The 26,607-nt window shown below is 38.5% G+C and carries 28 protein-coding genes; 7 read left to right on the top strand and 21 right to left on the bottom strand.

Annotation, left to right across the window (positions count from 1 at the left end):
• Nucleotides 1–17: 17 nt before the first annotated feature.
• The 11 genes from nuoK to AY601_RS21975 all read right to left on the bottom strand — a co-directional run bounded on the left by nuoK (nucleotide 18) and on the right by AY601_RS21975 (nucleotide 8,176).
• Nucleotides 18–347 (bottom strand): NADH-quinone oxidoreductase subunit NuoK, encoded by a 330-nt coding sequence (gene nuoK / locus AY601_RS22025; RefSeq protein ID WP_041883890.1) that lies wholly within the window; start codon nucleotides 345–347, stop codon nucleotides 18–20.
• Nucleotides 347–844, bottom strand: coding sequence for an NADH-quinone oxidoreductase subunit J (locus tag AY601_RS22020; protein WP_068405181.1), 498 nt, complete (start codon nucleotides 842–844; stop codon nucleotides 347–349). Before AY601_RS22020 ends, nuoK begins: the two co-directional genes overlap by 1 nt.
• Nucleotides 845–924: 80 nt before the next feature.
• Nucleotides 925–1,425 carry a NuoI/complex I 23 kDa subunit family protein gene (locus AY601_RS22015; RefSeq protein WP_068405179.1) on the bottom strand — a complete coding sequence of 167 codons (501 nt, stop codon included), beginning with the start codon at nucleotides 1,423–1,425 and terminating at the stop codon, nucleotides 925–927.
• Between the two features lie 33 nt (nucleotides 1,426–1,458).
• Complete coding sequence (gene nuoH / locus AY601_RS22010) at nucleotides 1,459–2,499, bottom strand: NADH-quinone oxidoreductase subunit NuoH (protein ID WP_068405177.1); 1,041 nt, start codon at nucleotides 2,497–2,499, stop codon at nucleotides 1,459–1,461.
• Entirely contained in the window at nucleotides 2,499–3,503 is a 1,005-nt protein-coding gene (locus AY601_RS22005; RefSeq protein ID WP_068405175.1) for a 2Fe-2S iron-sulfur cluster-binding protein, read from the bottom strand. The genes nuoH and AY601_RS22005 overlap by 1 nt, the downstream gene beginning before the upstream one ends.
• A 61-nt stretch (nucleotides 3,504–3,564) precedes the next feature.
• Nucleotides 3,565–4,932: an NADH-quinone oxidoreductase subunit NuoF gene (gene nuoF / locus AY601_RS22000; RefSeq protein ID WP_068405173.1), complete on the bottom strand. Its 1,368-nt coding sequence runs from the start codon at nucleotides 4,930–4,932 to the stop codon at nucleotides 3,565–3,567.
• Nucleotides 4,932–5,444 (bottom strand): complex I 24 kDa subunit family protein, encoded by a 513-nt coding sequence (gene nuoE / locus AY601_RS21995; RefSeq protein WP_068405171.1) that lies wholly within the window; start codon nucleotides 5,442–5,444, stop codon nucleotides 4,932–4,934. The genes nuoF and nuoE overlap by 1 nt, the downstream gene beginning before the upstream one ends.
• Nucleotides 5,437–6,651, bottom strand: a complete 1,215-nt coding sequence (locus AY601_RS21990; RefSeq protein ID WP_068405170.1) for an NADH-quinone oxidoreductase subunit D — start codon at nucleotides 6,649–6,651, stop codon at nucleotides 5,437–5,439. The genes nuoE and AY601_RS21990 overlap by 8 nt, the downstream gene beginning before the upstream one ends.
• A 4-nt stretch (nucleotides 6,652–6,655) precedes the next feature.
• Nucleotides 6,656–7,156: an NADH-quinone oxidoreductase subunit C gene (locus AY601_RS21985; protein WP_068405168.1), complete on the bottom strand. Its 501-nt coding sequence runs from the start codon at nucleotides 7,154–7,156 to the stop codon at nucleotides 6,656–6,658.
• Entirely contained in the window at nucleotides 7,156–7,698 is a 543-nt protein-coding gene (locus AY601_RS21980) for an NADH-quinone oxidoreductase subunit B (RefSeq protein WP_068405166.1), read from the bottom strand. Before AY601_RS21980 ends, AY601_RS21985 begins: the two co-directional genes overlap by 1 nt.
• A gap of 106 nt (nucleotides 7,699–7,804) precedes the next feature.
• Nucleotides 7,805–8,176 carry an NADH-quinone oxidoreductase subunit A gene (locus AY601_RS21975; protein ID WP_068405164.1) on the bottom strand — a complete coding sequence of 124 codons (372 nt, stop codon included), beginning with the start codon at nucleotides 8,174–8,176 and terminating at the stop codon, nucleotides 7,805–7,807.
• 878 nt (nucleotides 8,177–9,054) lie between these two features.
• Here AY601_RS21975 and AY601_RS21970 point away from each other — a divergent pair.
• Nucleotides 9,055–10,515: a serine hydrolase domain-containing protein gene (locus AY601_RS21970; protein ID WP_198163566.1), complete on the top strand. Its 1,461-nt coding sequence runs from the start codon at nucleotides 9,055–9,057 to the stop codon at nucleotides 10,513–10,515.
• Nucleotides 10,516–10,615: 100 nt separating this feature from the next.
• Here AY601_RS21970 and AY601_RS21965 read toward each other — a convergent pair whose 3' ends face one another.
• The 10 genes from AY601_RS21965 to AY601_RS21920 all read right to left on the bottom strand — a co-directional run bounded on the left by AY601_RS21965 (nucleotide 10,616) and on the right by AY601_RS21920 (nucleotide 19,824).
• Nucleotides 10,616–12,328: a tetratricopeptide repeat protein gene (locus AY601_RS21965; RefSeq protein ID WP_232324647.1), complete on the bottom strand. Its 1,713-nt coding sequence runs from the start codon at nucleotides 12,326–12,328 to the stop codon at nucleotides 10,616–10,618.
• A 146-nt stretch (nucleotides 12,329–12,474) separates the two neighbouring features.
• Nucleotides 12,475–13,380, bottom strand: coding sequence for a substrate-binding domain-containing protein (locus tag AY601_RS21960; protein WP_068405160.1), 906 nt, complete (start codon nucleotides 13,378–13,380; stop codon nucleotides 12,475–12,477).
• 1 nt (nucleotide 13,381) lies between these two features.
• Nucleotides 13,382–13,606: a hypothetical protein gene (locus AY601_RS21955; RefSeq protein ID WP_068405158.1), complete on the bottom strand. Its 225-nt coding sequence runs from the start codon at nucleotides 13,604–13,606 to the stop codon at nucleotides 13,382–13,384.
• 14 nt (nucleotides 13,607–13,620) lie between these two features.
• Entirely contained in the window at nucleotides 13,621–14,442 is an 822-nt protein-coding gene (locus AY601_RS21950) for an energy transducer TonB (RefSeq protein WP_068405156.1), read from the bottom strand.
• 27 nt (nucleotides 14,443–14,469) lie between these two features.
• Nucleotides 14,470–15,006, bottom strand: coding sequence for an ExbD/TolR family protein (locus tag AY601_RS21945; RefSeq protein WP_068405154.1), 537 nt, complete (start codon nucleotides 15,004–15,006; stop codon nucleotides 14,470–14,472).
• A gap of 8 nt (nucleotides 15,007–15,014) precedes the next feature.
• A complete protein-coding gene (locus AY601_RS21940; RefSeq protein WP_068405151.1) occupies nucleotides 15,015–15,629 on the bottom strand; it encodes an ExbD/TolR family protein in 615 nt (204 codons plus the stop codon).
• Between the two features lie 86 nt (nucleotides 15,630–15,715).
• Nucleotides 15,716–16,543 carry a MotA/TolQ/ExbB proton channel family protein gene (locus AY601_RS21935; RefSeq protein WP_068405149.1) on the bottom strand — a complete coding sequence of 276 codons (828 nt, stop codon included), beginning with the start codon at nucleotides 16,541–16,543 and terminating at the stop codon, nucleotides 15,716–15,718.
• 279 nt (nucleotides 16,544–16,822) lie between these two features.
• On the bottom strand, nucleotides 16,823–18,427 hold the full coding sequence (pckA, locus tag AY601_RS21930; RefSeq protein WP_068405147.1) for a phosphoenolpyruvate carboxykinase (ATP): 1,605 nt from the start codon (nucleotides 18,425–18,427) through the stop codon (nucleotides 16,823–16,825).
• A gap of 133 nt (nucleotides 18,428–18,560) precedes the next feature.
• Nucleotides 18,561–18,914 carry a translation initiation factor gene (locus AY601_RS21925; RefSeq protein ID WP_068405144.1) on the bottom strand — a complete coding sequence of 118 codons (354 nt, stop codon included), beginning with the start codon at nucleotides 18,912–18,914 and terminating at the stop codon, nucleotides 18,561–18,563.
• Nucleotides 18,915–18,924: 10 nt separating this feature from the next.
• On the bottom strand, nucleotides 18,925–19,824 hold the full coding sequence (locus AY601_RS21920) for a diacylglycerol/lipid kinase family protein (RefSeq protein WP_068405142.1): 900 nt from the start codon (nucleotides 19,822–19,824) through the stop codon (nucleotides 18,925–18,927).
• 232 nt (nucleotides 19,825–20,056) lie between these two features.
• On the opposite strand from AY601_RS21920, the gene metK reads away from it, so the two are divergent.
• From metK to AY601_RS21890, 6 genes are all read left to right on the top strand, one after another.
• A complete protein-coding gene (gene metK / locus AY601_RS21915) occupies nucleotides 20,057–21,325 on the top strand; it encodes a methionine adenosyltransferase (RefSeq protein WP_068405133.1) in 1,269 nt (422 codons plus the stop codon).
• A 241-nt stretch (nucleotides 21,326–21,566) separates the two neighbouring features.
• The gene (gene treF, locus AY601_RS21910) at nucleotides 21,567–23,114 is read left to right on the top strand and encodes an alpha,alpha-trehalase TreF (RefSeq protein ID WP_068405130.1); all 1,548 of its coding nucleotides are present in this window, start codon (nucleotides 21,567–21,569) and stop codon (nucleotides 23,112–23,114) included.
• A 52-nt stretch (nucleotides 23,115–23,166) separates the two neighbouring features.
• Nucleotides 23,167–23,514 (top strand): hypothetical protein, encoded by a 348-nt coding sequence (locus tag AY601_RS21905; protein ID WP_068405128.1) that lies wholly within the window; start codon nucleotides 23,167–23,169, stop codon nucleotides 23,512–23,514.
• A gap of 183 nt (nucleotides 23,515–23,697) precedes the next feature.
• A complete protein-coding gene (locus tag AY601_RS21900; RefSeq protein WP_068405123.1) occupies nucleotides 23,698–24,828 on the top strand; it encodes a cytochrome P450 in 1,131 nt (376 codons plus the stop codon).
• On the top strand, nucleotides 24,825–25,169 hold the full coding sequence (locus tag AY601_RS21895) for an antibiotic biosynthesis monooxygenase family protein (RefSeq protein WP_068405121.1): 345 nt from the start codon (nucleotides 24,825–24,827) through the stop codon (nucleotides 25,167–25,169). Before AY601_RS21900 ends, AY601_RS21895 begins: the two co-directional genes overlap by 4 nt.
• A 220-nt stretch (nucleotides 25,170–25,389) precedes the next feature.
• Entirely contained in the window at nucleotides 25,390–26,595 is a 1,206-nt protein-coding gene (locus AY601_RS21890; RefSeq protein ID WP_068405120.1) for a lanthionine synthetase LanC family protein, read from the top strand.
• The last annotated feature ends 12 nt before the right edge of the window (nucleotides 26,596–26,607 follow it).

Here is a 26,607-nt window from a genome sequence, read left to right as displayed (position 1 = left end):
TAATTTATTCTTAATAATTACCACTTAAGGCGATTCAATACATTAATATCTGTAGACTGCGTATTTCTGTAAACCATTACAATAATACTTAAGCCCACTGCTACTTCGGCCGCTGCCAAAGCCATGATGAAAAACACAAACACCTGTCCCGAAGGATCGTTGCTATGTACAGAGAAAGCAGTAAGTAATAAATTAACAGCATTCAGCATCAATTCTACCGACATAAAAATTACGATAGCATTTCTGCGGGTCAGTACGCCTATTACACCGATGGTGAAAATGATAGCACTTAACCATATATAATGATTAAGCGGTACACCCTGTAAGGTTTGAGTAAGATTATTCACTATACTTTTTCTTTTTTAGTTAATAATACGGCACCCACCATAGCTGTAAGCAATAGAATTGAAGACAACTCGAAAGGCAGCATAAATGGACCGAACAATTCTTTACCCAGGTTCTTAACCAGACCTAAGTTTGGATTCTGCAATACCAGTGGATCAGATACAGCTGTAGCCTTTAAAGAGCCAACCAGTGTCACAACCAGACAACATCCGGCAACGATACCTACAACCTTTACTAAACCAGACTTTAGCGGTTCATTCTCTTTATTGAGATTGAGCAGCATCAGGACAAACAGGAAGAGTACCATAATTGCCCCCATGTACACAATAAAGTTTACCACTGCCAGAAACTGCGCATTAAGCAAAATGTAATGGACTGTGAACGTAAAAAACGTTACGATCAGATAAAGTACACTGTGCACTGGGTTCTTTGCGAAAATCACCATCAGTGAAAAGAAAATACTTAAAAAAGCGACCAAATAGAATACTGATGTACCCATTTATTATTTTTGTTTTAAAGCCGTAAACGGCAAATGTATAAACTGTTTATATCAAGAAGCGATTACCCGCTTCAATTTCATTATTTCTTTACAAGAGGCTCTTCTACCAGCTTATCTTTACCGTAAATAAAGTCTTTACGTAAATAATCTGAAGGAACGATAGGGCCATCCAGGTAAATTGCTTCTTTTGGACAAGCCTCTTCACATAAACCACAGAAAATGCAGCGCAGCATATTGATTTCATATACAGCCGCATATTTTTCTTCTCTATACAAGTCCTTTTCTTCTGGTTTACGTTCAGCAGCAATCATAGTGATCGCTTCTGCAGGGCATGATAATGCACATAATCCACAAGCAGTACAACGTTCCTTTCCGTCCTCATCTCTTTTCAGGGAATGCATCCCTCTCCAGTTGATAGACATTTCGCGCTGAACTTCAGGATATCTGATCGTTGCTTCTTTTTTGAAGAAGTGACTGATCGTAATAGCCAGTCCCTTTCCTAATGCAGGCAGATACATCCGCTCCGCAAAATTAAGTGGCTTTTGTATTAATATTTTCTTTTTACTGGTTAATGGTTGCATTAAACCTCCTTTTATATTCCGCTGAGCGGATAGTTAAAACTTTTCTACTATTGCAATCACAATACCTGTGATAATTACGTTCGCTATGGCAATCGGGATCAGCACTTTCCAGCCCAAATGCATCAGCTGATCATAACGGAAACGGGGAATTGTCCATCTCACCCACATAAAGAAAAATATGAATGCAAATATTTTAGCGAACAATACAGCCGTTCCGATTAATGGTGCGATTACAGGACCAACCTGCGTCAGTACCCAGTCCATACCCGGATAATTGTAACCACCGAAGTATAAAGTAGCCATTACTGCCGAAGACACAAACATATTGATATATTCCGCAAAAAGATAAAAACCTAATTTCATCGAAGAATACTCTGTATGGTATCCACCGATTAATTCAGTTTCACACTCCGGTAAATCGAATGGTGCCCTGTTAGTTTCAGCGAATGCACAAATGATAAATAGCAGGAAGCCTAATGGCTGATAAAGCACATTCCAGCGCCATCCATGCTGCATATCCACGATTTCTTTCAGGCTCATTGTATTGGTCACCAATAATAAGGCGATAATAGAAAGTCCCATGGCAACCTCATAACTGATATTTTGCGAAGCCGCACGAATAGCACTTAAAAGAGAGTATTTATTGTTAGAAGCCCAGCCCCCGATCATTACGCCATATACACTTAGAGAAACTACCCCGAAAATATATAAAACACCTACGTTAATATCAGTAACCTGCAAAGGGATGACCCTTCCTGCAGCCGTAGTAATCGGGCTTCCCCATGGGATAACAGCAGTTCCGATGCAGGCGGTCAGCATTGCTAAACCCGGCCCAACCATAAACAACCATTTGTTTGCATGCGTAGGAATAATTTCTTCCTTCATGAACATTTTCAGTCCGTCTGCCAATGGCTGCAAGATCCCGAAAGGCCCTGCACGGTCTGGTCCAAGCCTATCCTGCAAAAAAGCAGCAACTTTTCTTTCCGCATATGTAGAATACATAGCGATAACTAAACTTATACCAAAAATGATAGCAACCAGTATAAATTTTTCTATGACGAATGAGATATCCATTAGAATTTAGCGGTTTTTTCCAGTTCAACTTTATTAGCTTCCTGCAAACGAAGATCTTCCTGAATTACAGGTAATGGGATCATCGTTTCGTAATGGTTAGAAGAGATTACGGAAGTATCACTGATGTGCGTAGGATGCTCAATAGTCCAGTCTGCTGTTTTCTTTTTATCGAAACGGCAAGTGTTACAAATGAACTCCTCTACTTCACCATAAATGTCTTTACGGGCAGTTACCCTTAAAACATCTTCCCCTTTGTACCATAAAGTCACTTTACCACTACAAGTAGGGCAATCTCTATGTGCATCTACAGGTTTTGTGAACCAAACCCTGTTTTTGAAACGGAAAGTTTTATCAGTTAAAGCCCCAACCGGACATACATCAATCACATTTCCGGAGAAATCGTTATCAACAGCAGTCTGGATATAAGTAGAAATTTCTGAATGATCACCTCGGTTTAAGATACCATGAACACGTTTATTGGTGATCTGATCTGCTGTAAACACACAACGGTAGCACAAAATGCACCTGTTCATATGTAACTGGATCTTATCTCCTATATCAATACGCTCAAAAGTACGGCGCTCAAATTCATAACGTGTTTTCTGTAAACCGTGCTCATAACCCAGATTCTGCAAATCGCATTCTCCAGCCTGGTCACATACCGGACAATCAAGCGGGTGGTTAATCAACAGCATCTCTACCACACCACTTCTGGCTTCAATTACTTCAGGAGAAGTAATATTCTGTACTTCCATTCCGTCCATTACAGTGGTACGGCACGAAGCAACCAGCTTAGGCATTGGTCTTGGGTCTTTTTCAGAACCCTTGCTTACTTTTACGATACAAGTACGGCACTTACCTCCACTACCTTCCAATTTGGAATAGTAGCACATTGCAGGGGGCACAATATCCCCTCCTATTTGCCTTGCAGCATTCAGGATCGTTGTACCGGGCTCTACTTCGACGGTTATCCCGTCTATGGTTACCTTAACTTTTTCACTCATTGTTAAATGATATTCTTTTATCATTCCTGCGTTCCTTAATTAAAAAACCCAGGTCTGACAGTTAATTTTCCTGTTTTACTTCTGCTTTAGGAATTGGCACAGCATAATTAGCGATACCATAATTTCCCTGAAGACTTTTTATAGGCTCTTTCACATGCCATTCAAACTCATCTCTGAAATGTCTGATTGCACTTGCGACAGGCCATGCAGCAGCATCCCCTAAAGGACAAATCGTATTTCCTTCGATTTTTTTAGACACATCAACCAATAAGTCAATATCGCTCATCTTACCATGTCCATGCTCCAGTCTGTGTAAGACTTTTTCCATCCATCCAGTACCTTCACGGCAAGGAGAACACTGACCACAGCTTTCATGGTGATAAAAGCGGGAAAAATTCCAGGTGTTTCTTACGATACACTGATCTTCATCAAAAGCTATAAAACCGCCTGAACCTAACATCGTTCCGGTAGCAAATCCACCTTCAGAAAGTGATTCGTAACTCATTAAGCGTGGTTCACCGTTCGCCAGCTTAAGCGTCAGGTTAGCAGGCAATACCGGAACAGAAGAACCTCCGGCTACAGTAGCCTTCAATCTTTTGCCATTGGCAATACCACCACAATATTCATCAGAATAAATGAACTCTTCTACCGGAAGGCCCAATTCTATTTCGTAGACACCTGGTCTGACCAGGTTACCAGAAGCAGAGATCAGTTTTGTTCCTGTACTGCGGCCAATGCCGATTTTCATATATTCATCACCACCGTCATTAATAATAGGCACAACTGCGGCAATAGATTCAACGTTGTTCACTACCGTTGGGCAGCCATATAAACCAGCAATAGCCGGGAACGGCGGTTTAATCCTTGGATTACCCCTTTTACCTTCCAGTGATTCTAATAAAGCCGTTTCTTCACCGCAAATATAAGCTCCGCCACCCGGCTGAACATAAATTTCCAGATCATAACCCGACCCTAAAATGTTTTTTCCTAAAAAGCCAGCAGCTTTTGCTTCTGCGATTGCTCTTTCCAGAATCCTGATTTGCGGCATCATCTCTCCACGAACGTAGATATAAGATGTATTAGCCCCTAATGCAAAACTTGACACAATCATTCCTTCAATTAAAGCATGAGGAATGTAGGTCATCAGATAGCGGTCTTTAAAAGTGCCCGGCTCTGATTCGTCAGCATTACATACCAGGTAGCGGGCAACACCCTCTGGTTTTGCCAGAAAGCTCCACTTCATTCCTGTAGGGAAACCTGCACCGCCACGTCCGCGCAAGCCAGACTTTTTAACTTCTTCTACCACTTCATCAGGGGTCAGAGTTTTCAAAGCTTTCTCCACAGCACGGTACCCGCCTTTTTGGCGGTAAACATCAAGTGTATTGATGCCTGGTACGTTTATATGTTCTAATAAGAGTTTACGGGCCATTATTTTTTGCGTAATTCTTCTATCAATGTGTCTACCTTTTGATTGTCGAGGTTTTCATAAAAAGTGTATTCAGGGCCTATTTGCAGAACCGGGCCGTAACCACAGGCTGCAAGACATTCAACACCTCTCCAGCTGAATAAACCATCAGCTGTAACCTCTCCTTCTTTCACCCCAAGAGTCTGTTCCATATGCTCCATCAGTTTTTCTGCGCCTACCAGGCAGCAAGGCCCGGTGCGGCAAACTTCTAAAACATATTTACCCTTTGGCTGTAAGAAGTACATACTGTAAAAAGAGGCTACCTCGTAAACTTCGATAGGTTCAATTTTTAAATATGCTGCTACTTTATCCATCGCATTGGAGCTTAACCAACCCAGTTCTGCCTGAACTTCGTGAAGTATAGGCAATAGGGCAGATTTTTGTTTCCCTTGCGGATATCTACTTGAAATTTCATCACACTTTGCAATCAAAGCTGATGAAAACTCTACTGGTTGTTGTTCTTCTACTTTAAGCATCTAATTCTCCGGCAATAATATTCATACTACTCATGTTGATAATGGCATCAGACAGTAACATTCCTTCACTCATCTTTGCATACATGGAATAATTGATAAAACTAGGTCTTCTGAAGTGCAGACGGTAAGGTGTTCTTCCACCGTCATTGATCAGATAAAATCCAAGTTCTCCGTTTCCGCCTTCAACAGCATGATATACTTCTGCTTTAGGTGCATCAATCTCTCCCATTACAATTTTGAAATGGTAAATCAAGGCCTCCATATTGTTATATACTTCTTCTTTAGCAGGTAAATAGAAATCAGGCACATCTGCATGGAAAACTCCGGCAGGTTCATGTTTGATTTTCTCCAGTGCCTGTTCAATCAGACTTACACTCTGCCACATTTCCTCATTACGCACTAAATAACGATCGTAAATATCACCGCTTGTACCTACAGGAACTTCAAAATCAAATTCATCATAAGAACAATAAGGCTCACTTACGCGTACATCATAGTCTACACCAGTTGCACGCAATAAAGGACCGCTCCAGCTGTAACTTAAAGCATCTTCAGGAGTAACACAGGCAACGCCGGCAGTACGGTCAATAAAGATACGGTTACGGTTAAGCAGGCTTTCAAATTCCCTTAAAGCAACAGGGAATTCTTTTAAGAATTTATTGATTTTAGCAAAGGCGATGTCGTTGAAATCTCTTTCAAAACCACCTATACGGCCAATGTTTGTTGTTAAACGTGCCCCACATATCTCTTCGTAAATTTCATAGATATGCTCTCTGAACTGGAAAAGATATAAGAAGGTGGTTGTTGCACCAGTATCCTGCGCGATAATTGTATTACAGATAATATGGTCTGAAATACGCGCCAGTTCCATGACAATTATCCTTAAATAATCTACACGTTTAGGTACTTTTATATTTAACAGTTTCTCTACTGTCATGTGCCATCCCATATTGTTAATAGGTGATGAGCAGTAGTTTAATCTGTCTGTCAGCGGTGTGATCTGATAGAATGGCCTGTGTTCAGCAATCTTTTCAAAGGCGCGGTGAATATACCCGATGGTAGAAACTCCGCTTACAATACGTTCTCCGTCTAACTGAAGTACGTTTTGAAAAACACCGTGTGTTGCAGGGTGAGTCGGGCCTAAGTTTAAGGTGACCAGCTCATTCTGAGGATCGTTGTCTGTATATACTGGTTGATTGTGATTCATGTTCTTATCTACCAAAGTATTCGTCTTTTTTATCAACTCTGTTCGGATCTTCTAAAGGATATTGTTTTAACATCGGGTGAACATTCAGCTCATCCATATTTAAAATCCTTCTTAAATCGGGGTGACCTTCGAATTTAACACCGAAAAAGTCATATGTTTCTCTCTCCATCCAGTTTGCACCATTCCAGAGCACAGTAGCTGTTGGGATTGAAGGGGTTTGTTCATGGATGAATACCTTAACTCTGATCCTGATTTTGTTTACCATGTTGTGTAAGTGGTAAACTACAGCGATATGTTTAGTGTCAGGGTAGTGTACTGCAGTGATATCAGTCAGAAAAGCAAACTTAGTGCCTTCTGTTTCTTTCAAATACGTAAGTACATCAATAATTACATCTTTAGTGGTCTCTACAGTAAGTAAACCATAAGGTTCGTTCACTCCACTCACTTTAGCTCCGAAACGGGCAGCTAACAGCTCTATTACGCTACTATTGTTAACCTCTGCCATTATTCGATTCCGTATGAAGCCAACATTTGTTTATACTGATCAGAATCTCTTCTTCTGCCAGATTCATTTCTTACTAATTCCTGAATCTTACCGAAACCGTCTAAAATAGCTTCTGGTCTTGGCGGACAGCCAGGAACGTAAACATCTACCGGAATAATCTCATCGATTCCCTGTAAAACTGAGTAAGTATCAAAAATACCACCGCTTGATGCACATGCACCTACTGCCATTACCCAACGGGGCTCTGCCATTTGTAAATACACTTGCTTTAGTACAGGACTCATTTTTTTAGCTATGGTACCCATAACCATTAATAAATCTGCCTGACGTGGAGAAAAACTTAAACGTTCTGAACCAAAACGACCGAAATCATAGTGCGAACCCATTGTAGCCATGAATTCAATTCCACAGCATGAGGTTGCAAATGGCAATGGCCATAATGAATGGGAACGGGCTAAACCAATAACCTTGTCTAAAGAAGTAGCGAAAAAGCCAGATCCTTCAATGCCTGGAGGCGCGTCTACTATATTGATGTCACTCATATCATAAAACAAAAAAGGCTCATTCTAATACAGAATGAACCACAAATCTACAATATTTCGAGCCAAAAAGGCTTAGTCTATCTCGATTTAGAACCGATCTAAATAATTAGTTCCAGTCGAGTGCTTTCTTTTTCAGAATGTAAATAAAGCCTAATAAAAGCGTACCCATAAAGACAAACATTTCTATTAATCCCGGCCATCCAAGTTCTCTGAAATTTACAGCCCATGGATACATAAAGATAACTTCGACGTCGAATAGTACGAATAGTATGGCAACAAGGAAGTATTTGATGGAGAATGGCTGACGTGCGTTTCCGACTACTTTTACCCCGGCTTCAAATGTACCTAGTTTGTCACTGGTTTTACGGGAGGGACCTAAGAAGTGTGTAGCGATAAGAGTAACTACAACAAAACCAAGGGCTACGATAACCTGGAAAATGATAGGTAAAAAGTCTGAGGGTAAACTCTGCGTTTCCATATAATCTTAATTAGGCCACAAAAGTAAAAGAAAAAAGGGGGAAATCAAATACTTAAAAGTGACTTGCCATGTTCGGACGGCATTTCTTTGCCTGAAAAGGCAAAAATGCAGTGTCCTTACATTAGCAAATCACTTTTAAGTATTTCACACTGCACCCTTGGCTGGTGTTTTACAAAAGGCACAAATTAAGATTAATGCGCTCTTAGGAAATGTTGGTTGGAGGTGAAAGAGGAGACTTTATGGAAAAACTTTATGGCGAAACTAATAGTGGTATTTTAAGACGAAGCTTATGGAAAGACTTATGGCCAAGCTAATAGTGGTATTTTAAGACGAAGCTTATGGAAAGACTTATGGCCAAGCTAATAGCGGTATTTTAAGACGAAGCTTATGGAAAAACCTTGTGATGAAGCTAATAGCGGTATTTTAAGACGAAGCTTATGGAAAGACTTATGGCGAAGCTAATAACAGTATTTTATGACGAAGCTTATGGAAAGACTTATGGCCAAGCTAATAGCGGTATTTTAAGACGAAGCTTATGGAAAGACTTATGGCGAAGCTAATAGCGGTATTTTAAGACGAAGCTTATGGAAAAACCTTGTGACGAAGCTAATAGTGGTATTTTATGACGAAACTTACGAAGAAACCTTGCGACGGAGCTGATTAGAAAGTTTAAATTGGCATTGCCTATTGTCTCTACAGTATGTGGTTAAATCGGGCATTTGATTGATTTAGACAGATCAATTTGTCGAGTTATCGTGAGTATACACTGCTCACCGATTTGCTTCAGTGACCTGATGTATTTCCTGTTTTTTTTAAAATAGTCTAATTTAGAACAAACTTAGCGCTGAATTATGATTATAAAACGATTATTTATTTGTTTGTCTACTCTCCTTTTTTATATCCAGGTCAATGCGCAGAGTGATCTGACGAGTGATAGTGTGGATGTGTTTATCAAAAATAAAATGCAGCAGTTGCGTATTCCGGCGCTTCAGCTTGGGGTTATTCAAAAGGGAAAACTGGTTAAATTGAGCAGTTATGGAATGGCTAACCCTGAGAATTCGGTACTTGCGACGGATGAAAGTTTATTTTCTATCAATTCCTGTACGAAGGCCTTTGTTGGGGTAGCTGTTATGCAACTCCAGGAGGACGGTCAGCTCAATATCAATGATCCGGTATCAAAGTACCTTGATAGTCTACCTGAGGCATGGAATAAGATCACGATAAAGCAGGTACTGGCGAATAACTCGGGGCTTCCAAATATTATCGATGAACAGGAAAAGATATTAGGCAATGGTGATGAGGCTTCAGCATGGACAAAAGTAAAAACCCTTCCGGTTCAATTTCAGGCGGGTGAAAAGTATAGTTATAATCAAACTGGATACGTTATGCTGGGCATGATCATCAATAAACTCAGTGGGGTACATTTTACTAAATTTATTGAAGAGCGTCAGTTTAGGGTGGTGGATATGAAGTTAACCCGTTTTGGTGATGCGCATGATGTGATACCACATTCTGCTGGTGCTTATTCTACCGTGAGTAATGTAAAGGGTCAGTGGGTAAGTAACGGGAATTTAACAACGGCTTATATGGAGTTTCCTTTATTCTTCAGAACTGCCAGCGGCATGATCTCTAATGCCGGAGAAATTGCAAGGTGGATTATTGCCCTTCAGGATGGTCAGTTGTTGAAACAGAAATCGAGCCTGGAATTGCTTTGGACAGCTTCATTGATGAATAATGGAAAACCTGAGGGGCTTAATAATTTCTTAAATGGTTATGCGCTGGGCTGGCCGGTTATTGTCCGGGATGAGCATCCGGCAGTTGCACCGGTTGGCGGAATGAGAAACTCTTTCTTTGTTTATCCAAAGGATGAGCTTGCTGTAATTGTGCTTACTAATTTACAAGGAGCTAATCCAGAGTATTTTATAGATGAGATTGCTGGATATTATGTCTCTGGTTTAAAAGAATCGAATGGTTTTGGCTTGTCTCCTGCAGTCAAATTATTAAGGAAGGAATTAATCAAGCAGCAATACAACAATGCTTTAAAGACTGCACAGCAATTGAAAAAGAAACATGGTGCAGGTTTTATACTTAATGAGGATGATATCAATGCTTTTGGTTACAGGCTTTTGGGTGAGCAAAAGAAGCAGGAAGCTGTCAAGGTCTTTAAGTTATACACAGAGCTTTATCCGAAGAGCAGCAATGCTTATGATAGCTATGCAGAAGCGCTTGCTGCAACGGGGAATAAGACAGAGGCTATAAAGAACTATCAACGCTCTTTTCAACTGAACCCAAAAAACACGAATGCTGCTCAGCAGCTGAAAAAACTCGAAGGCATTTAGCCTGGGTTATACAAAATTGGTTTTAAAAATGGCTTTTAATAAGAATGCCCCGTGAAGTAAATACTTTCCGGGGCATTCTTGTGAAATAATGTTTTGAATACTATTTCTTTTTCGATGGAGCTTTAGCAGCTGGGGCAGCTAATTGTTTTGCACCGGCCAATGCATTTGCATTTGCAGGATCAATAGCTAATGCCTTTTTGAAATAGTCACCTGCTTTTGCTTTATCTGTAGGAGTATAAGCAAATCCTAAGTTAGTATAAGCTTCAACTAAGTTTCTTTTTTCAGCTTCAGCAGCACCTAATTCAGGTTTTTTAACAGTTACTAAATCCAGGTATTGCTCATAGTAAGGAACTAATAAACCTTTAGGATTAGTCTGATCATCCATCAAACGTGCAACACGTGCTCTCATGATGTAAGCCAAAGTGAATTCAGGTGAAACTTTGTTTAAGTGTGCTAAAGCTGAGTCAGCTTCCACTAAAATAGTTTTAGCTGGATTCTTTTTGTCTCTGTCTTTATTTGCATAATCAAAGTAATCAGCAGAAGCCAGGTAGTAATAGTTAGTTAATGAACCTTTACCATTTGGATTCAATTTGATTGCGTCTTTATAAACAGCAGCAGCCTGATCGTATTTTTTGTTTGTATATAATGCTTTACCAACATCTTCTAATGCTTCTACGTTTGTAGAATCTTTAGAGATCGCTGTTCTGATGCTTTTTAAAGCTAAACTATCTTGTCCTGCAACTAATTGTGCTTTACCTAAGTAAAGGTAATCGGCAGCGATTAAACGAGAAGTATCAGCGTTTTTAGCGAAGAAATCAGTTAATAATTTCAAACTCTCAGGGCTTTTGTTTTCAGCCGCAGAGTATGCTTGTAAACGGTTGATTACTAACGTTTTTTGGTTGTTAGGATATAATTTTGCAATATCAGCAGTTTCAGTCTCTAAAGCTTTGAAGTCTTTTGCATAAAACAAGAACTGTGCATAACGTAATCTTGTATCAAAAGATTTGTCAGTCAGGTCCATGTATTTTTTGTAGTTTTCTAAAGCTTGTTTAGATTTCTCATCATAGTGAGCTGGCTCAAAGTTTGCCCATTGCATATACAATTCAGCAATTTCACGGTAAGCAGGACCATAATTAGGGTCAGCTGTGATTACTTCTTTTAATTGAGTTTCAGACTCAGGAAATGCTCTTGATTCTTTGTACATTCTTCCAATCTGAACTTTAGCTCTTACTAAGCCTTCATTGATGTTCAATGCACGCAGGTAATTGCTTAATGCTTCAGAATTTTTTTTCTGTGCTGCATATAAATCACCTAAAGCTAAAAATGTCTCAGGATCTTTATCAGCTGCATCAACTTCGTCTGCTTTTGTTAAGCTGGTTAAAGCTGCAGCGAAATCTGGTTTGCTTTGCTCCAGGTAAGCTTTACCAATATATAAGTATGGAGTATGGTCTTTTTTAGAAGCTAATCCAATAGCTTTATCAAAATTGGTTTTTGCTGATGCCGCGTTGTTTGTAGCAAGATCTACATGTCCTAATCCAACATAGTTTAAGGCATATTTAGGATCAGCAGCAACTCCTTTAGTAAAAACTGCTTTAGCAGAATCCACATACTCATTATGCAGATATACATCACCTAAGTTAAAATAGTTCTCCCCTTTACCCGCCTGAGAACTTACTAGTGATTTAAGCATAGAAGTTGCTTTAGCATACTGCTCAGCATCAATTGCTTTTTTTGCATCACTTAAGTTTTGAGCAAAAGAGGCAGAACCCATCACTACTAAACCTAAACTTAAGGTTATTGCTTTCTTTGTCATTTTCATCCGTTTTAGATTTGATTTTAAAGGTGATGAAGCTTGCATGGAATAATGCACGTTTCATCGGTTACTAAATTTTTATTTATTGTAAGCTAATTCGTTTTTTTCTATTACCCGACTACTTAAAGCCACGGCTCAATATAATATTAATTTTCCTTTTTTATATTAATCTCCCTTGGATTCATCTTATTTGGTCCCAATCCAGATTTTAAAACGATTAACTGGCCTCGCTGACCCGTCAACCATGTTGCAAAACCCGTGCCTAAACCATTTTTTCCTTCTGCATTAATAATATAAACATTCCTTAAGAAAGGATATATACCATCAATTAAGTTCTTTTGAGTAGGCTTATAGAAGGTATCATCACCTTTTTTGCCCTTGGTATTTTTCACACCCATAACTTTCACCTGGTCGGTAAAGTCCTGCTGATCACGGCCATTTTTTATTAGCCAGTTCACTCCAACAACTCCAATATAGTTCTTATGTTCTGCAACGTATTTGATAACGTCTTTATTATTCTGTAAAGTATAAATACCTGACTTAGGTAAATCCTTAATTTGAGAAAGGTCCTTAAAATAGCGCAATGTGCTGGAATAAGCATTATCAAAAACCAATTGTTTACCAGAGGCCGAAGTCCCTTTCATAATCGAAACCACTTCATCAGCAGTAATCGTTGAATCCGGGTTATCATTTCCTGTAATCAATGCGATACCGTCAATCGCGAACCGGGAAGTAAAAATCGGGATACTTCGTTTACTGTAAGCCTTTTCTTCGTCAGGTGTAAGCATTCTGGATAAAACAGCAACTCTTACACTATCATTTAAGAAAGTAGGCAGGATCTTATTCTCATTGCCATGGACCAGTTCAAATTTAGCATCCGGATAGTCCAGTTTAAAAACTTCAATCTGATCTTCCAATACCGAAGAAAAACTCTCGTCAACCAGTAACTTTAGCGTACCTGAAACACGGGAAGCCTCCCCATCATTACTTTTAGGCTTTTGCTTACAAGCAATGAATAAAAATAATGGCAGGATAAAAACTAGTTTGTTCATGCTAATTGTCTTTTTGATTAATCAAACGGAAAAATCTTATCACGGCATAAGCGATCAATAATAATCCGAATAAGATGCGGTAGGTAGGCTTAATCTCAAAAGGAATGTCTTTCCAGAAGATTAGTGCTGTTCCAAGTACTACATACATGGTCAGCATCACTAGGCCTAAAATGAACAGAAATCGCTGTTGAGGCGATTTCTGTTTGAAAATATTGAAATTAAACATTATTGTTATAATATTTAGTTAGATAAAGTGAAACTGATCGGGATGTTATATTTAACACGAACAGGTTTACCATTCTGGATACCAGGAGTCCATTTTGGACTAGCCTTTAATACCCTGATTGCCTCTTCATCAGTACCACCACCTAATTTACGCTCAACTTTTATATCAGTCAGACGGCCATCTTTCTCCACTACGAAAGATAAGAACACCTTACCCTGAATATTATTTTCCTGAGCCATAGGAGGATATCTTACCGCTTTATGCAAGTATGCATAAAACTTGTCCATACCTCCAGGGAAACCTGGCTGAGTTTCGATACTTACAAAGTCATAGACTTTAGTATCTTCTACTACTGCTGCTTGTTTAGGGCCTTCTCCTACCGGACCAACCACTACAATATCAGCACCCGGATCACCCTCGATTGTTTTCTGACCTGGGTCAGCAGCTTTTAATTGCTCAATCTGAGGAGGATCTTCATCACGAACCTGGTTATCCGGTTTTACAATCGGAGGAGGGAACTTGATTTGATCCGTCTTTGGTGGCGGTGGCTCAACCGGAGGCGGTGGAGGTGTTTTTGGATCCACCGGAGGCGGAGGTGCAACAGTAACTTCAACTTGTTTCACAATTTCCTCTTCAGGAAGCTGACCTTTGATCAAAGTAACGATCTTAGGTAAAAGAAACAAAAATATAAAAGCTGCCGAAGCAAAAAGTAGTGCTCTCGAAGTATTTGCGCCATTTTGTCTACGTAACTCGTAAGCTCCGTATTCTTTGTTCTTTTTAGCGAAAATAACATCAAGCCATTCCTTATTGAATAAATCTATTTTAGATCCGAACATTGCTTGTTATTTAAAATGTTAATAATATTATAAAAGATTCTGAGATTTCATGAATGCTTTTTCAGCATCAGTAATGTTTTCATCGTCAATTGCAGGAGCCGACTTGATTCCGGTAATTGCTAATTCATCCATGATATCAACAAAGTTTTTATAGGTAGCTCCAGAAGTAGGTTTAATCACCATAACGATAGATTTGCCACTTGCAGCCTGTACTTTTTGTTTGTTCTCCAGTATCGATTTTCTGATCTGAGTAAAATCCTGAACCTCAGGAGCTGATTTTCCAGCCTCTCCCATGTACCAGGCAACCTTGTTATTTTTACCTAACAAAATTGTCATAGTCTGAGATGCTCTTAATTCAAGTCTCTGTTCATTCTTTTCATCTTTATCTGGCTTCGCAATATCCATTGCGATTGGTTTATTCAGCGTGGTGGTTAACATGAAGAAGGTAATCAATAAGAACGCTAAATCAACCATTGCGGTTAAATCTACTTTCGTAGACGATTTCTTACTTCTTACTTTCCCACCCTTTTTGCCACCCCCGCCGGAGGTATCTAATTCTGCCATGTTTTAAATTATTTGCTACCGCCTTCAGCAGTGGTGATTAAACTGAATTTGTTAATTTTTTGTTTTTGAAGGATGTCAACAATTTTCTTGACCATCGGGTAGCCTTCTTCGGCATCGCCTTTAATACTTACTCTCATTCCTTCAGAATGCAGCTCAGCAACAGCTTTACGGGATTGAAGAATCCAATCTGCCAATTGATTATTGGTAGAATCGGTAGGTATACCTGTTTCCAGACCTGATTTCTTTCTTTTATCTCCGTCCAGCATGACGAACTGTTTTAAACTCTGGATCGGCACACCAAATGATCCAATAACGCTAAAGCGTTTTTTCTCTTCTGGTGTAAAACTGATCTTATATTGCTCACCAATTTTTTCCAGCGTAGCTACTTTGATATCCTGACCAGCAGCTTCGAAGTAAACTTTATCTTTACCAATCGTTAAAATCGCGATATCCTTTTCAGGAACTTTGATCTTATACGTTGACGTAGGAAGTCTTACATCCAAAGGATCCGGTTGTTTTGCAGTTGCTGATAAAATAAAGTAAGTAAGTAACAGGAAGGACACGTCGCACATGGCGGTCATATCAATCGAGGTACTCTTTCTTTGAACCTTTGCTCTAGGCATAATTTTAAAAATTACTTATGTTTTATATAATGATGTTAATTCTTCCGGTTTTCCATAAAGCCGGTAAAAAAAAATTACATTATTTTCTATTTATGCGTAGAAGCATAAGTTTGGATGATGCTAAAACCAGCTTCATCAATTGCATAAGTTAATTTATCAATTTTAGAAGTCAGGATGTTGTACATGATAATCGCTAAAGTTGAAGTACCGATACCAGTTGCAGTATTGATAAGTGCCTCAGAGATACCTGTTGCTAACGCTGCTGAATCCGGAGCTCCAGAAGCACCTAAACCACCGAAGGCCTTGATCATACCTGTTACTGTTCCTAATAATCCCATTAATGTACCAACTGATACTAATGTTGCGATTACTGTTAAGTTTTGCTCTAACATTGGCATTTCTAATGTTGTAGCTTCTTCGATATCTTTTTGGATAGCTAAACATTTCTGGTCTGTGTCCATGTTTGTTTCAACTTCCATCTCACGATATTTTTTCAAACCAGATTTGATTACGTTAGCAACCGAACCTTGTTGTTTATCGCACTCAGCCATAGCTGCTTCGATATTATTTGAATTTAAAAGTGCTTGTACTTTCTTCACAAAAGCATCTAAACTAGATGTACCAGTTGCTTTTCCGATAACGATGAAACGTTCTACTGAGAATACGACTACCATTAAAAGCATACCCATTAAGATTGGAACGATTGGTCCACCTTTGTAAGCCATACCTGCATAGTTACCAACTTTAGGTAAGTTCTCAACATTGTTGTCAATAAAGTTATTTGCATCTCCAAGAACGAATTTATAAATAAGTGCTGCGATGATAATACAAATTGGGATGACTAGAGTAGCGAATAGATTTGAAGCTGATGAGCTTTCCTTTTTAACTGTTGTTGGTTTTGGTGCGTTTGCCATTTTTTTAGTTTTTGAGTTTTTAGTACTTTGTTTTTTAAATTTAGATTAAATATCTTGTAATACACACAACGACGAATAGAATCAAATGTTGCAATAACAAATCTACAACTTTGATTTTAATTCCAAATTAAATTATCATTACCAGGTAAATTTGATTTTCGCAATAAATCTATCGTCGCGTAGCTATTATTAAAAAAGATTGTCCCGGTTAAAAGACAATCTTTCACAATGAAAACTAAAAAAAAATTGAAATGCAAATTTTTGCTTAAAAAAAATGATTTAAAGTGTGTTTTCTACAACTTTTGGGACTGATTTCAGTATTTCGTCATTTGCGAACTCTTCAAATTGCTTAAAGTTGTCAATAAACGCTTTAGCAAGTTCGTTTGCTTTATGGTCATATTGTTGTTTGTCTGACCATGTATTTCTTGGGTTCAAAATTTCTGAAGGAACGCCCGGACAAGCATCTGGCATCTGTAATCCGAAAACCGGATGTTCAGTAAATGTTGCTGAAGTTAATTCCCCATTCAATGCTGCAGTGATTAATGCGCGTGTATAACTTAATTTCATCCTGCTGCCTGTACCATAAGCACCACCACTCCAGCCTGTATTCACTAACCAGACATTCACTTTATGTTCTTCCATTTTTTTTCCAAGAAGATCCGCATATTTAGTCGGGTGCAAAGGCAGGAATGCTTTTCCAAAACAAGCAGAAAACGTTACCTGAGGCTCAGTTACTCCGGCTTCTGTACCTGCAACCTTAGCTGTATATCCGGAAATGAAATGAAACATCGCCTGACCAGGATTTAATTTCGACAATGGAGGTAGAACACCGAAAGCATCTGCCGTCAAAAAGAAAATATTCTTTGGAATACCCGCAATAGAAGGTAAAACCGCGTTGTCAATATAATTTATAGGATAAGCGACCCTTGTATTTTCCGTTTTTTCAATATTTGAATAATCAACAGTTCTTGTACCCGGAAAATAATTGATATTCTCCAGCAAAGAGCCAAATTTGATTGCATTATAGATTTGTGGCTCTTTTTCAGCAGTCAGATCTACACATTTTGCATAACATCCACCCTCAAAATTAAAGACAGAAGAATCTCCCCAGCCATGCTCATCATCACCGATCAACCCCCTTGCAGGGTCAGCAGACAATGTTGTTTTACCTGTACCAGATAAGCCAAAGAAAATTGCAGTATCCCCTTCAGCGCCTACATTAGCAGAACAGTGCATGGATAAAGTGCTTTTCAATTCAGGTAAAATGAAATTTAATACAGAGAAGATGCCTTTTTTAATTTCACCTGTATAACCCGTTCCACCTATCAGTATTATTTTATCTGTGAAATTCAGGATCGCGAAATTAGCCTGGCGCGTACCATCGATAGCCGGATCGGCCAGAAATGTTGGTGCAGCTATAATTGTCCACTCCGGATTTTCAATCACCTCTCCTTCTGCTGGCCTGAGGAATAAATTATTAGCAAATAGATTTTGATAAGCGGTTTCAGTGATTACCCTGAGGCTCATTTTGTAAGCTTCATCCGCACAAGCATAAGCATCCCTCACATAAAACTTGTCTTTGTTAAGATGCGCACAAACTTTATGTAGTAAAGACTCGAAATTTGACTGACTAAACTGGATGTTAATATCGCCCCACCAAACTGAATCCCTCGTTATATCATCCAGCACTATAAACCTGTCCTTTGGCGAACGACCAGTAAATTTACCAGTATCAATTGCCAAAGCACCTGAAGAGGAGAGTGTACCCTCTCCGTTATTGATTGCTTGTTCTACCAGTTCCGGTACGCTTAACTGATAGTATGCATTATCATTACCCAAATTCAACCGGGATAAGTCTGGTTCAGGCATTAAAACTTTGCTCATAAAATGATTATTTGTTTAGGCAAAGCTAAGGAGATATTTATTGAAAAATTATCATTTCAAAGGAAATATTTCACTTATTGTGGCATATACACTATAGAATAATCATTTGAATATCAAAGATTTAGCAAGGGTATTATCCGCCAGATTTTTTCACTTTATAGCCTTCTTTTTGAAGCATCAAAACCACCTTATCTCTGAAGTCTCCCTGCACCATAACCTCTCCATCTTTAGCACTTCCTCCTACCCCGCATTTGGTCTTCAGCATTTTTGATAATTTCTCTAATTCCTCTGCATTTCCCCGAAACCCGGTCACCAGTGTAACTGCTTTACCACCCCTGTTTTTCCGGTCCAGCATTACCCGTAAATCTTGCTGATTGTTGGCAATTACCTCCTGCGGTGTCTCGTTCTCAGTTTCATAGCTAAAAGAAGGATCAGTAGAATACATGATCCCACCAAGATCGCTCAATGATTTTTTATTAGGTTTCATAATAATAATATTAAATGATAACTCCCATTGCCGCTGGTACAATTACATTTAAAGAGAGCGGCGAAATCGTTACTTCAATCTCTCTTCCCATAAAATAAGGTTCCCCATCAATGTGAATAGCAGCATCATCCACCCTGGTAATCTGTATCTCTTTTCCCTGGATAATTTCTACCAGATCAGATTTGTCTGTACTCGCATTCAGCATATGATAAGCTAGTAGTGGTATTTTATAAAGTGGAAAAGACTTAATGATACAAACATCCAGCAAACCATCCGTTACAGAAGCATGCGGTGAAACATGTGCATTATTTCCATACTGAGAAGAATTGGCCACACTGACCACAAAAGCCGTCCTGGTATACCCTACCCCATCCACCCGGATATGATAGGTTTCAGGTTTATAATTAATCATTTCTTTGAGCCCCAGCTTGAAATACCCTGTTAAGCCTCTTTTCTTATTGCCAACAAATACAGAGCTGATATGTGCATCAAATCCCATCCCGGCCATATTGAAGAAAAACTTATCATTAAATGTACCCGTATCAATTTTCGTTACGATCAGCTCATTTAATACCTGGATCGCTTTGGCTGTATTCATTGGTATTTTTAAAAACCTGGCCAAACCATTTCCCGATCCAAAAGGGATGATACCCAGGATCTTCTGCTGCTGCATTACTTTCGCTGCAATTTCATTGATTGTTCCATCCCCACCAACGGCAACAATGATATCAAAGTTCTTATTTGCAGCCTCTTCTGCTATCTCCGCAGCATGTCCTACATACTCCGTAAAGCTAAAATTAGGGTTAAATTTGGACCTGTCCAGATTTGCATCAATGATAGCTGGTATCTTTAATTTATCCTTACCCCCGGATATAGGATTAATAATAAATAGAATGTTCGACTTTGCCAAAGGGATATGATTTAATTATGGCACAAAATAATTGATATTTTTTGACTATTTTGAATATATATAGTAATTTTGCAATATAAAGGTGGACTGATTTGCGATGTTATGTTAGCATGACGGGATTGCAACCACGTAAAAAAAAGTGCTAACCATTCATACACTTCATTTTACTGCCTGTTTTTACGGGGTCATTTCCATTTTAAAGAATTGTTGATTATATACCTAATTATTTAAAATGTCATATTTATTTACATCAGAATCTGTTTCTGAAGGCCATCCTGATAAAGTAGCAGATCAAATTTCGGATGCACTAATTGATAATTTTTTAGCATTTGATCCTGAATCAAAAGTTGCTTGTGAGACTTTAGTAACTACCGGACAAGTTTTTCTTGCCGGAGAAGTTAAATCAAAAGCATATCTTGATGTGCAGAAGATCGCAAGAGAAGTAATCAGTAAAATTGGTTACACTAAAGGTGAATATATGTTTGACAGTAACTCTTGCAGCGTACTATCTGCTATTCATGAGCAATCTCCTGACATTAACCAGGGTGTAGACAAAGAAGATAAAACTACTCAGGGAGCTGGTGACCAGGGAATGATGTTTGGTTATGCAACCAGAGAGACTGAAAACTTCATGCCTCTTGCACTTGACCTTGCACACAAAATCCTGATTGAATTAGCTGCAATCCGTCGTGAAAACACGGAAATCACTTATTTGCGTCCGGATGCAAAATCTCAGGTTACTTTAGAGTACAACGATAACAATGAGCCTGTAAGAATCGATTCTATCGTGGTGTCTACACAACATGATGATTTCGATGAAGAGCAGACCATGCTTAAAAAGATAAAAGAAGACATTATCAATATCCTGATTCCACGTGTATCAAGTCAATATCCTCAGTTCAGCAAATTGTTCAACAAGGATATTAAATATCACATTAACCCAACTGGTAAATTTGTGATTGGCGGCCCTCATGGAGATACTGGTTTGACCGGTAGAAAGATCATTGTAGATACTTACGGTGGTAAAGGTGCTCACGGTGGTGGTGCATTCTCAGGAAAAGATCCATCTAAAGTTGACCGCTCGGCAGCTTATGCAACCAGACACATCGCTAAAAACTTAGTCGCGGCTGGTGTTGCTGATGAAATCCTGGTACAGGTATCTTATGCAATTGGTGTTGCTCAGCCTATGGGTATTTACGTAAACACTTACGGAACAGCTAAAGTTAAAGCAGCAGACGGTAAATTGCTTACTGATGGTGAAATAGCGAAAGAAGTTGAAAAAATCTTCGATATGACTCCTTACGGTATTGAAACCCGTTTGAAGTTAAGAAACCCTATTTATTCAGAAACTGCAGCTTATGGACACTTTGGTAAAAACAATGAAGTCATTACCAAAATCTTTAAAGCATCTAATGGTACTGAAAAAGAAGTTACAGTAGAATTGTTCACCTGGGAAAAATTAGACTTTGTAGACGCAGTTAAAAAAGCGTTCTCTCTATAATCCGGTCAGTAAAATCTTTAGAAAAAAGAGCGATGTCTTCACAGGCATTGCTCTTTTGCGTTTAAGTCCTGGTCAGGTTCTTATTAACTTGCCTATGAATCCATAGATACTTCTATCTAGCTAATAATACCTCATACCAGAAGTTGAACAAGCCAGAAAAAGGATAGGAAATCAGCGGTTTTAATCCAGGTTTTATCGGTAAAGCCAGAATAAATCGTATTATTAATTAAAATATGAGATTATGATACGAAAGATTATATTTATCCTCTTTATCGGGCTTCAGCTGGGAAGGGTTTCCGCCCAGACTAAAACACCAGATGCGCTCTACGGTCAGCTATTTATTGATGTACAAATGCAGAATGTGCTGAAAGATGGGAAAACATTTGTGGATTGTATACCGAAAAGAGATCCTGCGCGTATTCTTGAAGATTACATGAAATTAAAAGCTGCTAAAACTAAATTCAGCACCAAAGCTTTTGTGAATGACAACTTTATTCTACCAGATACCAATACCACGGTTGTTATTCAAGCAAATCAACCAGTAACTGAGCACATTAACCAACTTTGGGAAGCACTGCGCCGTAAACCTGCAGAAAAAATTGCCAACAGCTCCCTGCTCGACCTTCCTTCCCCATATATCGTTCCTGGCGGACGATTCAGAGAAGTTTATTATTGGGACAGCTATTTCACGATGTTAGGACTGCAGGTATCCGGAGAAAATGAGACCATAGAAAATATGATCAAAAATTTCGCTTACCTGATTGAACAGAACGGCCATATCCCAAATGGAAACAGAAATTATTACCTCAGCAGATCGCAGCCCCCTTTTTTCTCGCTGATGATTGGGCTTCTTGCTCAAATCAAAGGAAATAAAGCCTATTCTACCTACTTACCGGCACTGGAAAAAGAATATGCGTACTGGATGGATCAGTCTGCAGCGACTAAACATGTGGTAATTATGCCCGACGGGAGTAAACTGAACCGCTATTATGATCAGTTAAACACGCCCAGACAAGAATCTTATAAAGAAGATGTGCTGATCGGTAAACAAGCGGAAGCAAAAAACCCGGAAGTATACCGCGATATCAGGTCGGCAGCAGAAAGTGGCTGGGATTTCAGCAGCAGATGGCTGGCAGATGGCATGCAGTTAAAGACAATTCAAACGACACAAATCGTTCCTGTGGATCTGAATTGTTTATTGTATAATCTGGAATTAACGCTGCAAAAATGTTATGCACTTCAGCACAATGTGGCTAAAGAAAAGGAATATCAGGCGCTGGCCTTAAAAAGAAAAGCGAGTATTCAGAAATATTTCTGGTCACCAAAATATTCCTGGTTCACAGATTATAACCTTAAAACCAAAAAACAATCCTCCATATTGAGTTTGGCAGGGATGTTCCCTTTGTCTTTTAACCTGGTTGATCAAAAACAGGCCAAACTGGTTAAGAATATTTTACAACAAAAATTCCTTAAAGCTGGTGGACTGGTTTCTACACCGCTAAATACGCACCAACAATGGGATGCACCTAACGGATGGGCTCCTTTACAGTGGATGGCGATCACAGGATTGGGGAATTATGGCTTCCATACTTTAGAGAAACAGATCTCTGTCCGCTGGATTAATTTAAATACCAGCGTTTATCAGCGCACAGGAAAGTTAATGGAGAAATACAATGTCGTAGACTTGCAATTAAAGGCAGGAGGTGGCGAATATACCTCTCAAGATGGATTTGGCTGGACTAACGGTGTGTTAATTTCCCTGATGAAAAAATACGGCTACATGAAATAAAAAAGAAAACCATTTATTGAAGGCTTTGTTTAATAAGCAAACAATCTTTATTATGGAACAACCAGCGGAAATGAACACACTTAGCCAGATTTTAGAAAAATTAAGGCAAAAAGGGTTAGATAACGAAATAAAGATGACCGACCATGGCAAAATGCAGGGTGTTGGTCTGCACAAAATCTATTTACCGGAAGATCTGACTATCATAAAAACATATCGTTTTGAAGGTGACTCAGATCCGGCAGATAATTCTGTGCTTTATTTGTTAGAAGACAAAGATGGCCAGATTGGCTACATTATGGATGCCTATGGCATGTACAGCTCTCAAGAAGGAACGGGTTTTGATGATTTTCTCAAAAAGATCCCTACTGCTGACAGAGACCTGCAAGAATTATTTAAATAGCCAGATGCATAAAGGAAAACAGGCGCTGTTTTCCTTTATGCATTCAGCATTTTTCCTTCCCGAATTCCACTTTAAAAATTAGCTGTGCTAATTAATTTCCCATCCATTGCGTACGATTCATTTTAGAATGAAGTATAACCTTTTCTGGTTAGCTAATTTTGATGAAGTCAACAAAAAGCAAGCATGGATACCGGAATTATTTTAGATTGGAATACAATTGAACCCTATACATTTTACACTCAAAGAAGAGCAACGCACCCGCTCTATTACGCCAAAGCGCAACAAAGCTGGTTAATTTACGCTTATCCGCAAGCTAAAGAAGTCTTGCTGCACCAGGATGCCCTTATCCCCGAACTTAACACCAGTCAGACTGGCCTGAATAAAAATGCAGTCCAGTTAATTCAACAGTTAGCAAGGCTGAACAATTTTGAACAACACCAGCAATCAAGAGCAGCAGCATTGCAGATTTATAATCAAATGCAGCCTGTTGCTACCCAGGATTTACTTGATCTTTTATTGAAACCAGTGATAACAGGGATACCTGTAGATTGGGTTGAAGTTGTTTGTAAAAGGCTACCAGCACTCTATATCTTAAAAAGCCTGAACGTTGAGGCAAAAGATTGTACGTTTTTAATTGATCATCTTCCTGTACTGGTCAAAATCATGTCCCCGCAGCAAAATCCAGCAACCATTAAACAGTTAAATGAGTTGATCAACCTTATATTTCCTTTATTGGAAAAATATCTGCCGGACGGTGCATTTGCCCCAAATTATATAGCCGCTGAAGAATGGGAAACATTGCTGGTCTCTAATCTCATTGGGCTTTTGATTCAAAGCTATGACGCAGGAAGAGGATTACTCACTAACACACTGTTGCAGCTCTCAAATCAACAACTCTCCCTATCGGAGGCAGAAAACTATTTTGAACAAGCCGTTGTAGAAACTTTACGTTTTGATCCGCCAATACACCTAACCCGGAGAGTTGCCGGGAAAGATCTTTTGATAAATGATCAGTTGATAAAAAAAGGAGAAATGATTATCATTTTATTAGCAGCAGCCAATCTTGATCCTCAAATATTTGAATCTCCCTTAACATATAACCCATCAAGAGGCAATAATAAGGCACACCTGACTTTTGGCGCAGGTCATCATCAGTGCCTGGCTAAGCATTTAACCATGAGGTTAACAGCAGAAACCTTTAAAATTTTGTACCACCAAATACAAATATTGCCCCAATCCTTTACTTATGAGCCACTCTTAAATGCCAGATTGGTTAAAAATCTATTTATCATCTTTAAAAATCAAGAAAAATGATCGCAGTAATTTTTGAAGTTATCCCTGCAACGGGTAAAATGGCAGACTACCTGTCCATCGCTGCAAAACTTAATCCTGAACTTTCTACTATACCGGGCTTTATATCTATTGAAAGGTTTCAGAGCCTGGTACATCCGGATAAGATACTGTCCTTGTCTTTTTGGGAAAATGAAAAAGCGATTCTGGAATGGAGAAATATAGAAATGCACCGGGATGCACAAGCACAGGGCCGGGAGACCGTTTTTAATGATTATCATTTAAGAATAGCAACCGTGGTTAGAGATTACGGAATGTTCGACCGTAAGGAAGCTCCTGCGGATAGTAAAATAGCACATGGATAATCGCTTCAAATTACCTACATTATTTATTCCATGCCCACTAGCTTACCATATTAAATCAGCATCGACAAAGAGAAAAACAAAGATCATAATAGAAAAATAATTTAAATAAACAGAATAATATTAAGCAATAAAGATTATATTGTATAATTAAAAATGCACTTCAATCTAGATTCTATTTAATTATAGAATTTCGTCTGTTTTTATTAATACAAAATTAATTATGAAATATGAGCTTGCGAAAGAAAAGCTAAAACAAATTGCTAAAGAATTAAAAGATGAAAAGTACCTCAATAGCCCTAACCTGGGAGTATTAAATGGAATCTCAGGAATCGCCCTATTTCTCTTTCATTATTATAAATATTCAGGAGATGAGTATTATTCAGACCTCGGAAAAAAATATATAGTAGAAATTATTGACAGAATCAACAATGGATATTCCTTTCCAACCTATTGCAGTGGAATTGCAGGTGCTGCCTGGACAATTGAATATCTAAATGAATACAATTTTATACAATTTAGTTCAGATGAAAATTTCAATGAGATTGATGAATTTTTAGCAGAAAACATGAACAGTTGTATGAAGAAGGGTCAATTTGATTTTTTACATTGCTCCATTGGGTATGGATATTACTTCTTAAAAAGATATAATTTAACAAACTCAAAAAGACTAAAACAGAAATACCTAAACTATATTCATGACTTGATTGATGGTCTTTCTGCTTTTTCTTTTAAAAGCCAAAATGGTATTTATTGGATAAATACGTTTGAGGGATTTCCCAAAAACTCAGTAGATACAGGATTTGCCCATGGCATGTCAGGTATAATTAGTTTCCTAACCAACGTTTTGTCATATAATATAAAAAGTCCAAAAGCCCTAAAAATGCTAGATCTGGCAACTAATTTCCTTTTAACTGCTAGGAACGATCAGTTGGATTCTGCATATCCCAAAAATATTTATATTAATTTAATCGATCCGCATTTAGCCGAGGCAAGCAGAATGGCGTGGTGTTATGGTGATTTAGGAATTGCCAGTGCCTTCATGAATGCCAGTAGATTTATCAAAGGACAAGACTTACTAAAAGAAAGTGAAAGAATCATGATAAAGTGCTGTTCAAGAAGATCTCTCCTGGAAACAGGAGTAGTAGATAGTGGATTATGTCACGGATCATTAGGCATTGCTGTTATTTACAAGAGCTTTTATGATATAACTTCAAATAAAAATTTTAGCCAAGCCTCCAATTATTGGTTAAATGATGGTCTAATGAAAGGAAGTTTCCCAGACGGATTGGGTGGATTTAAAAAATATGATTACAATAAATACATCAACGAGGTCAATCTTTTAGACGGTATAGCAGGAATAGGTCTGGGTATAATATCACTGATATCTGACACCGAATTAAACTGGAAACAATCTATGATGATATAATTCTCAACGTCC

Origin of the sequence: Pedobacter cryoconitis (assembly GCF_001590605.1) — a bacterium.
Classification (GTDB): domain Bacteria; phylum Bacteroidota; class Bacteroidia; order Sphingobacteriales; family Sphingobacteriaceae; genus Pedobacter; species Pedobacter cryoconitis_A.
This window is presented reverse-complemented; position numbering and strand designations above follow the sequence as displayed.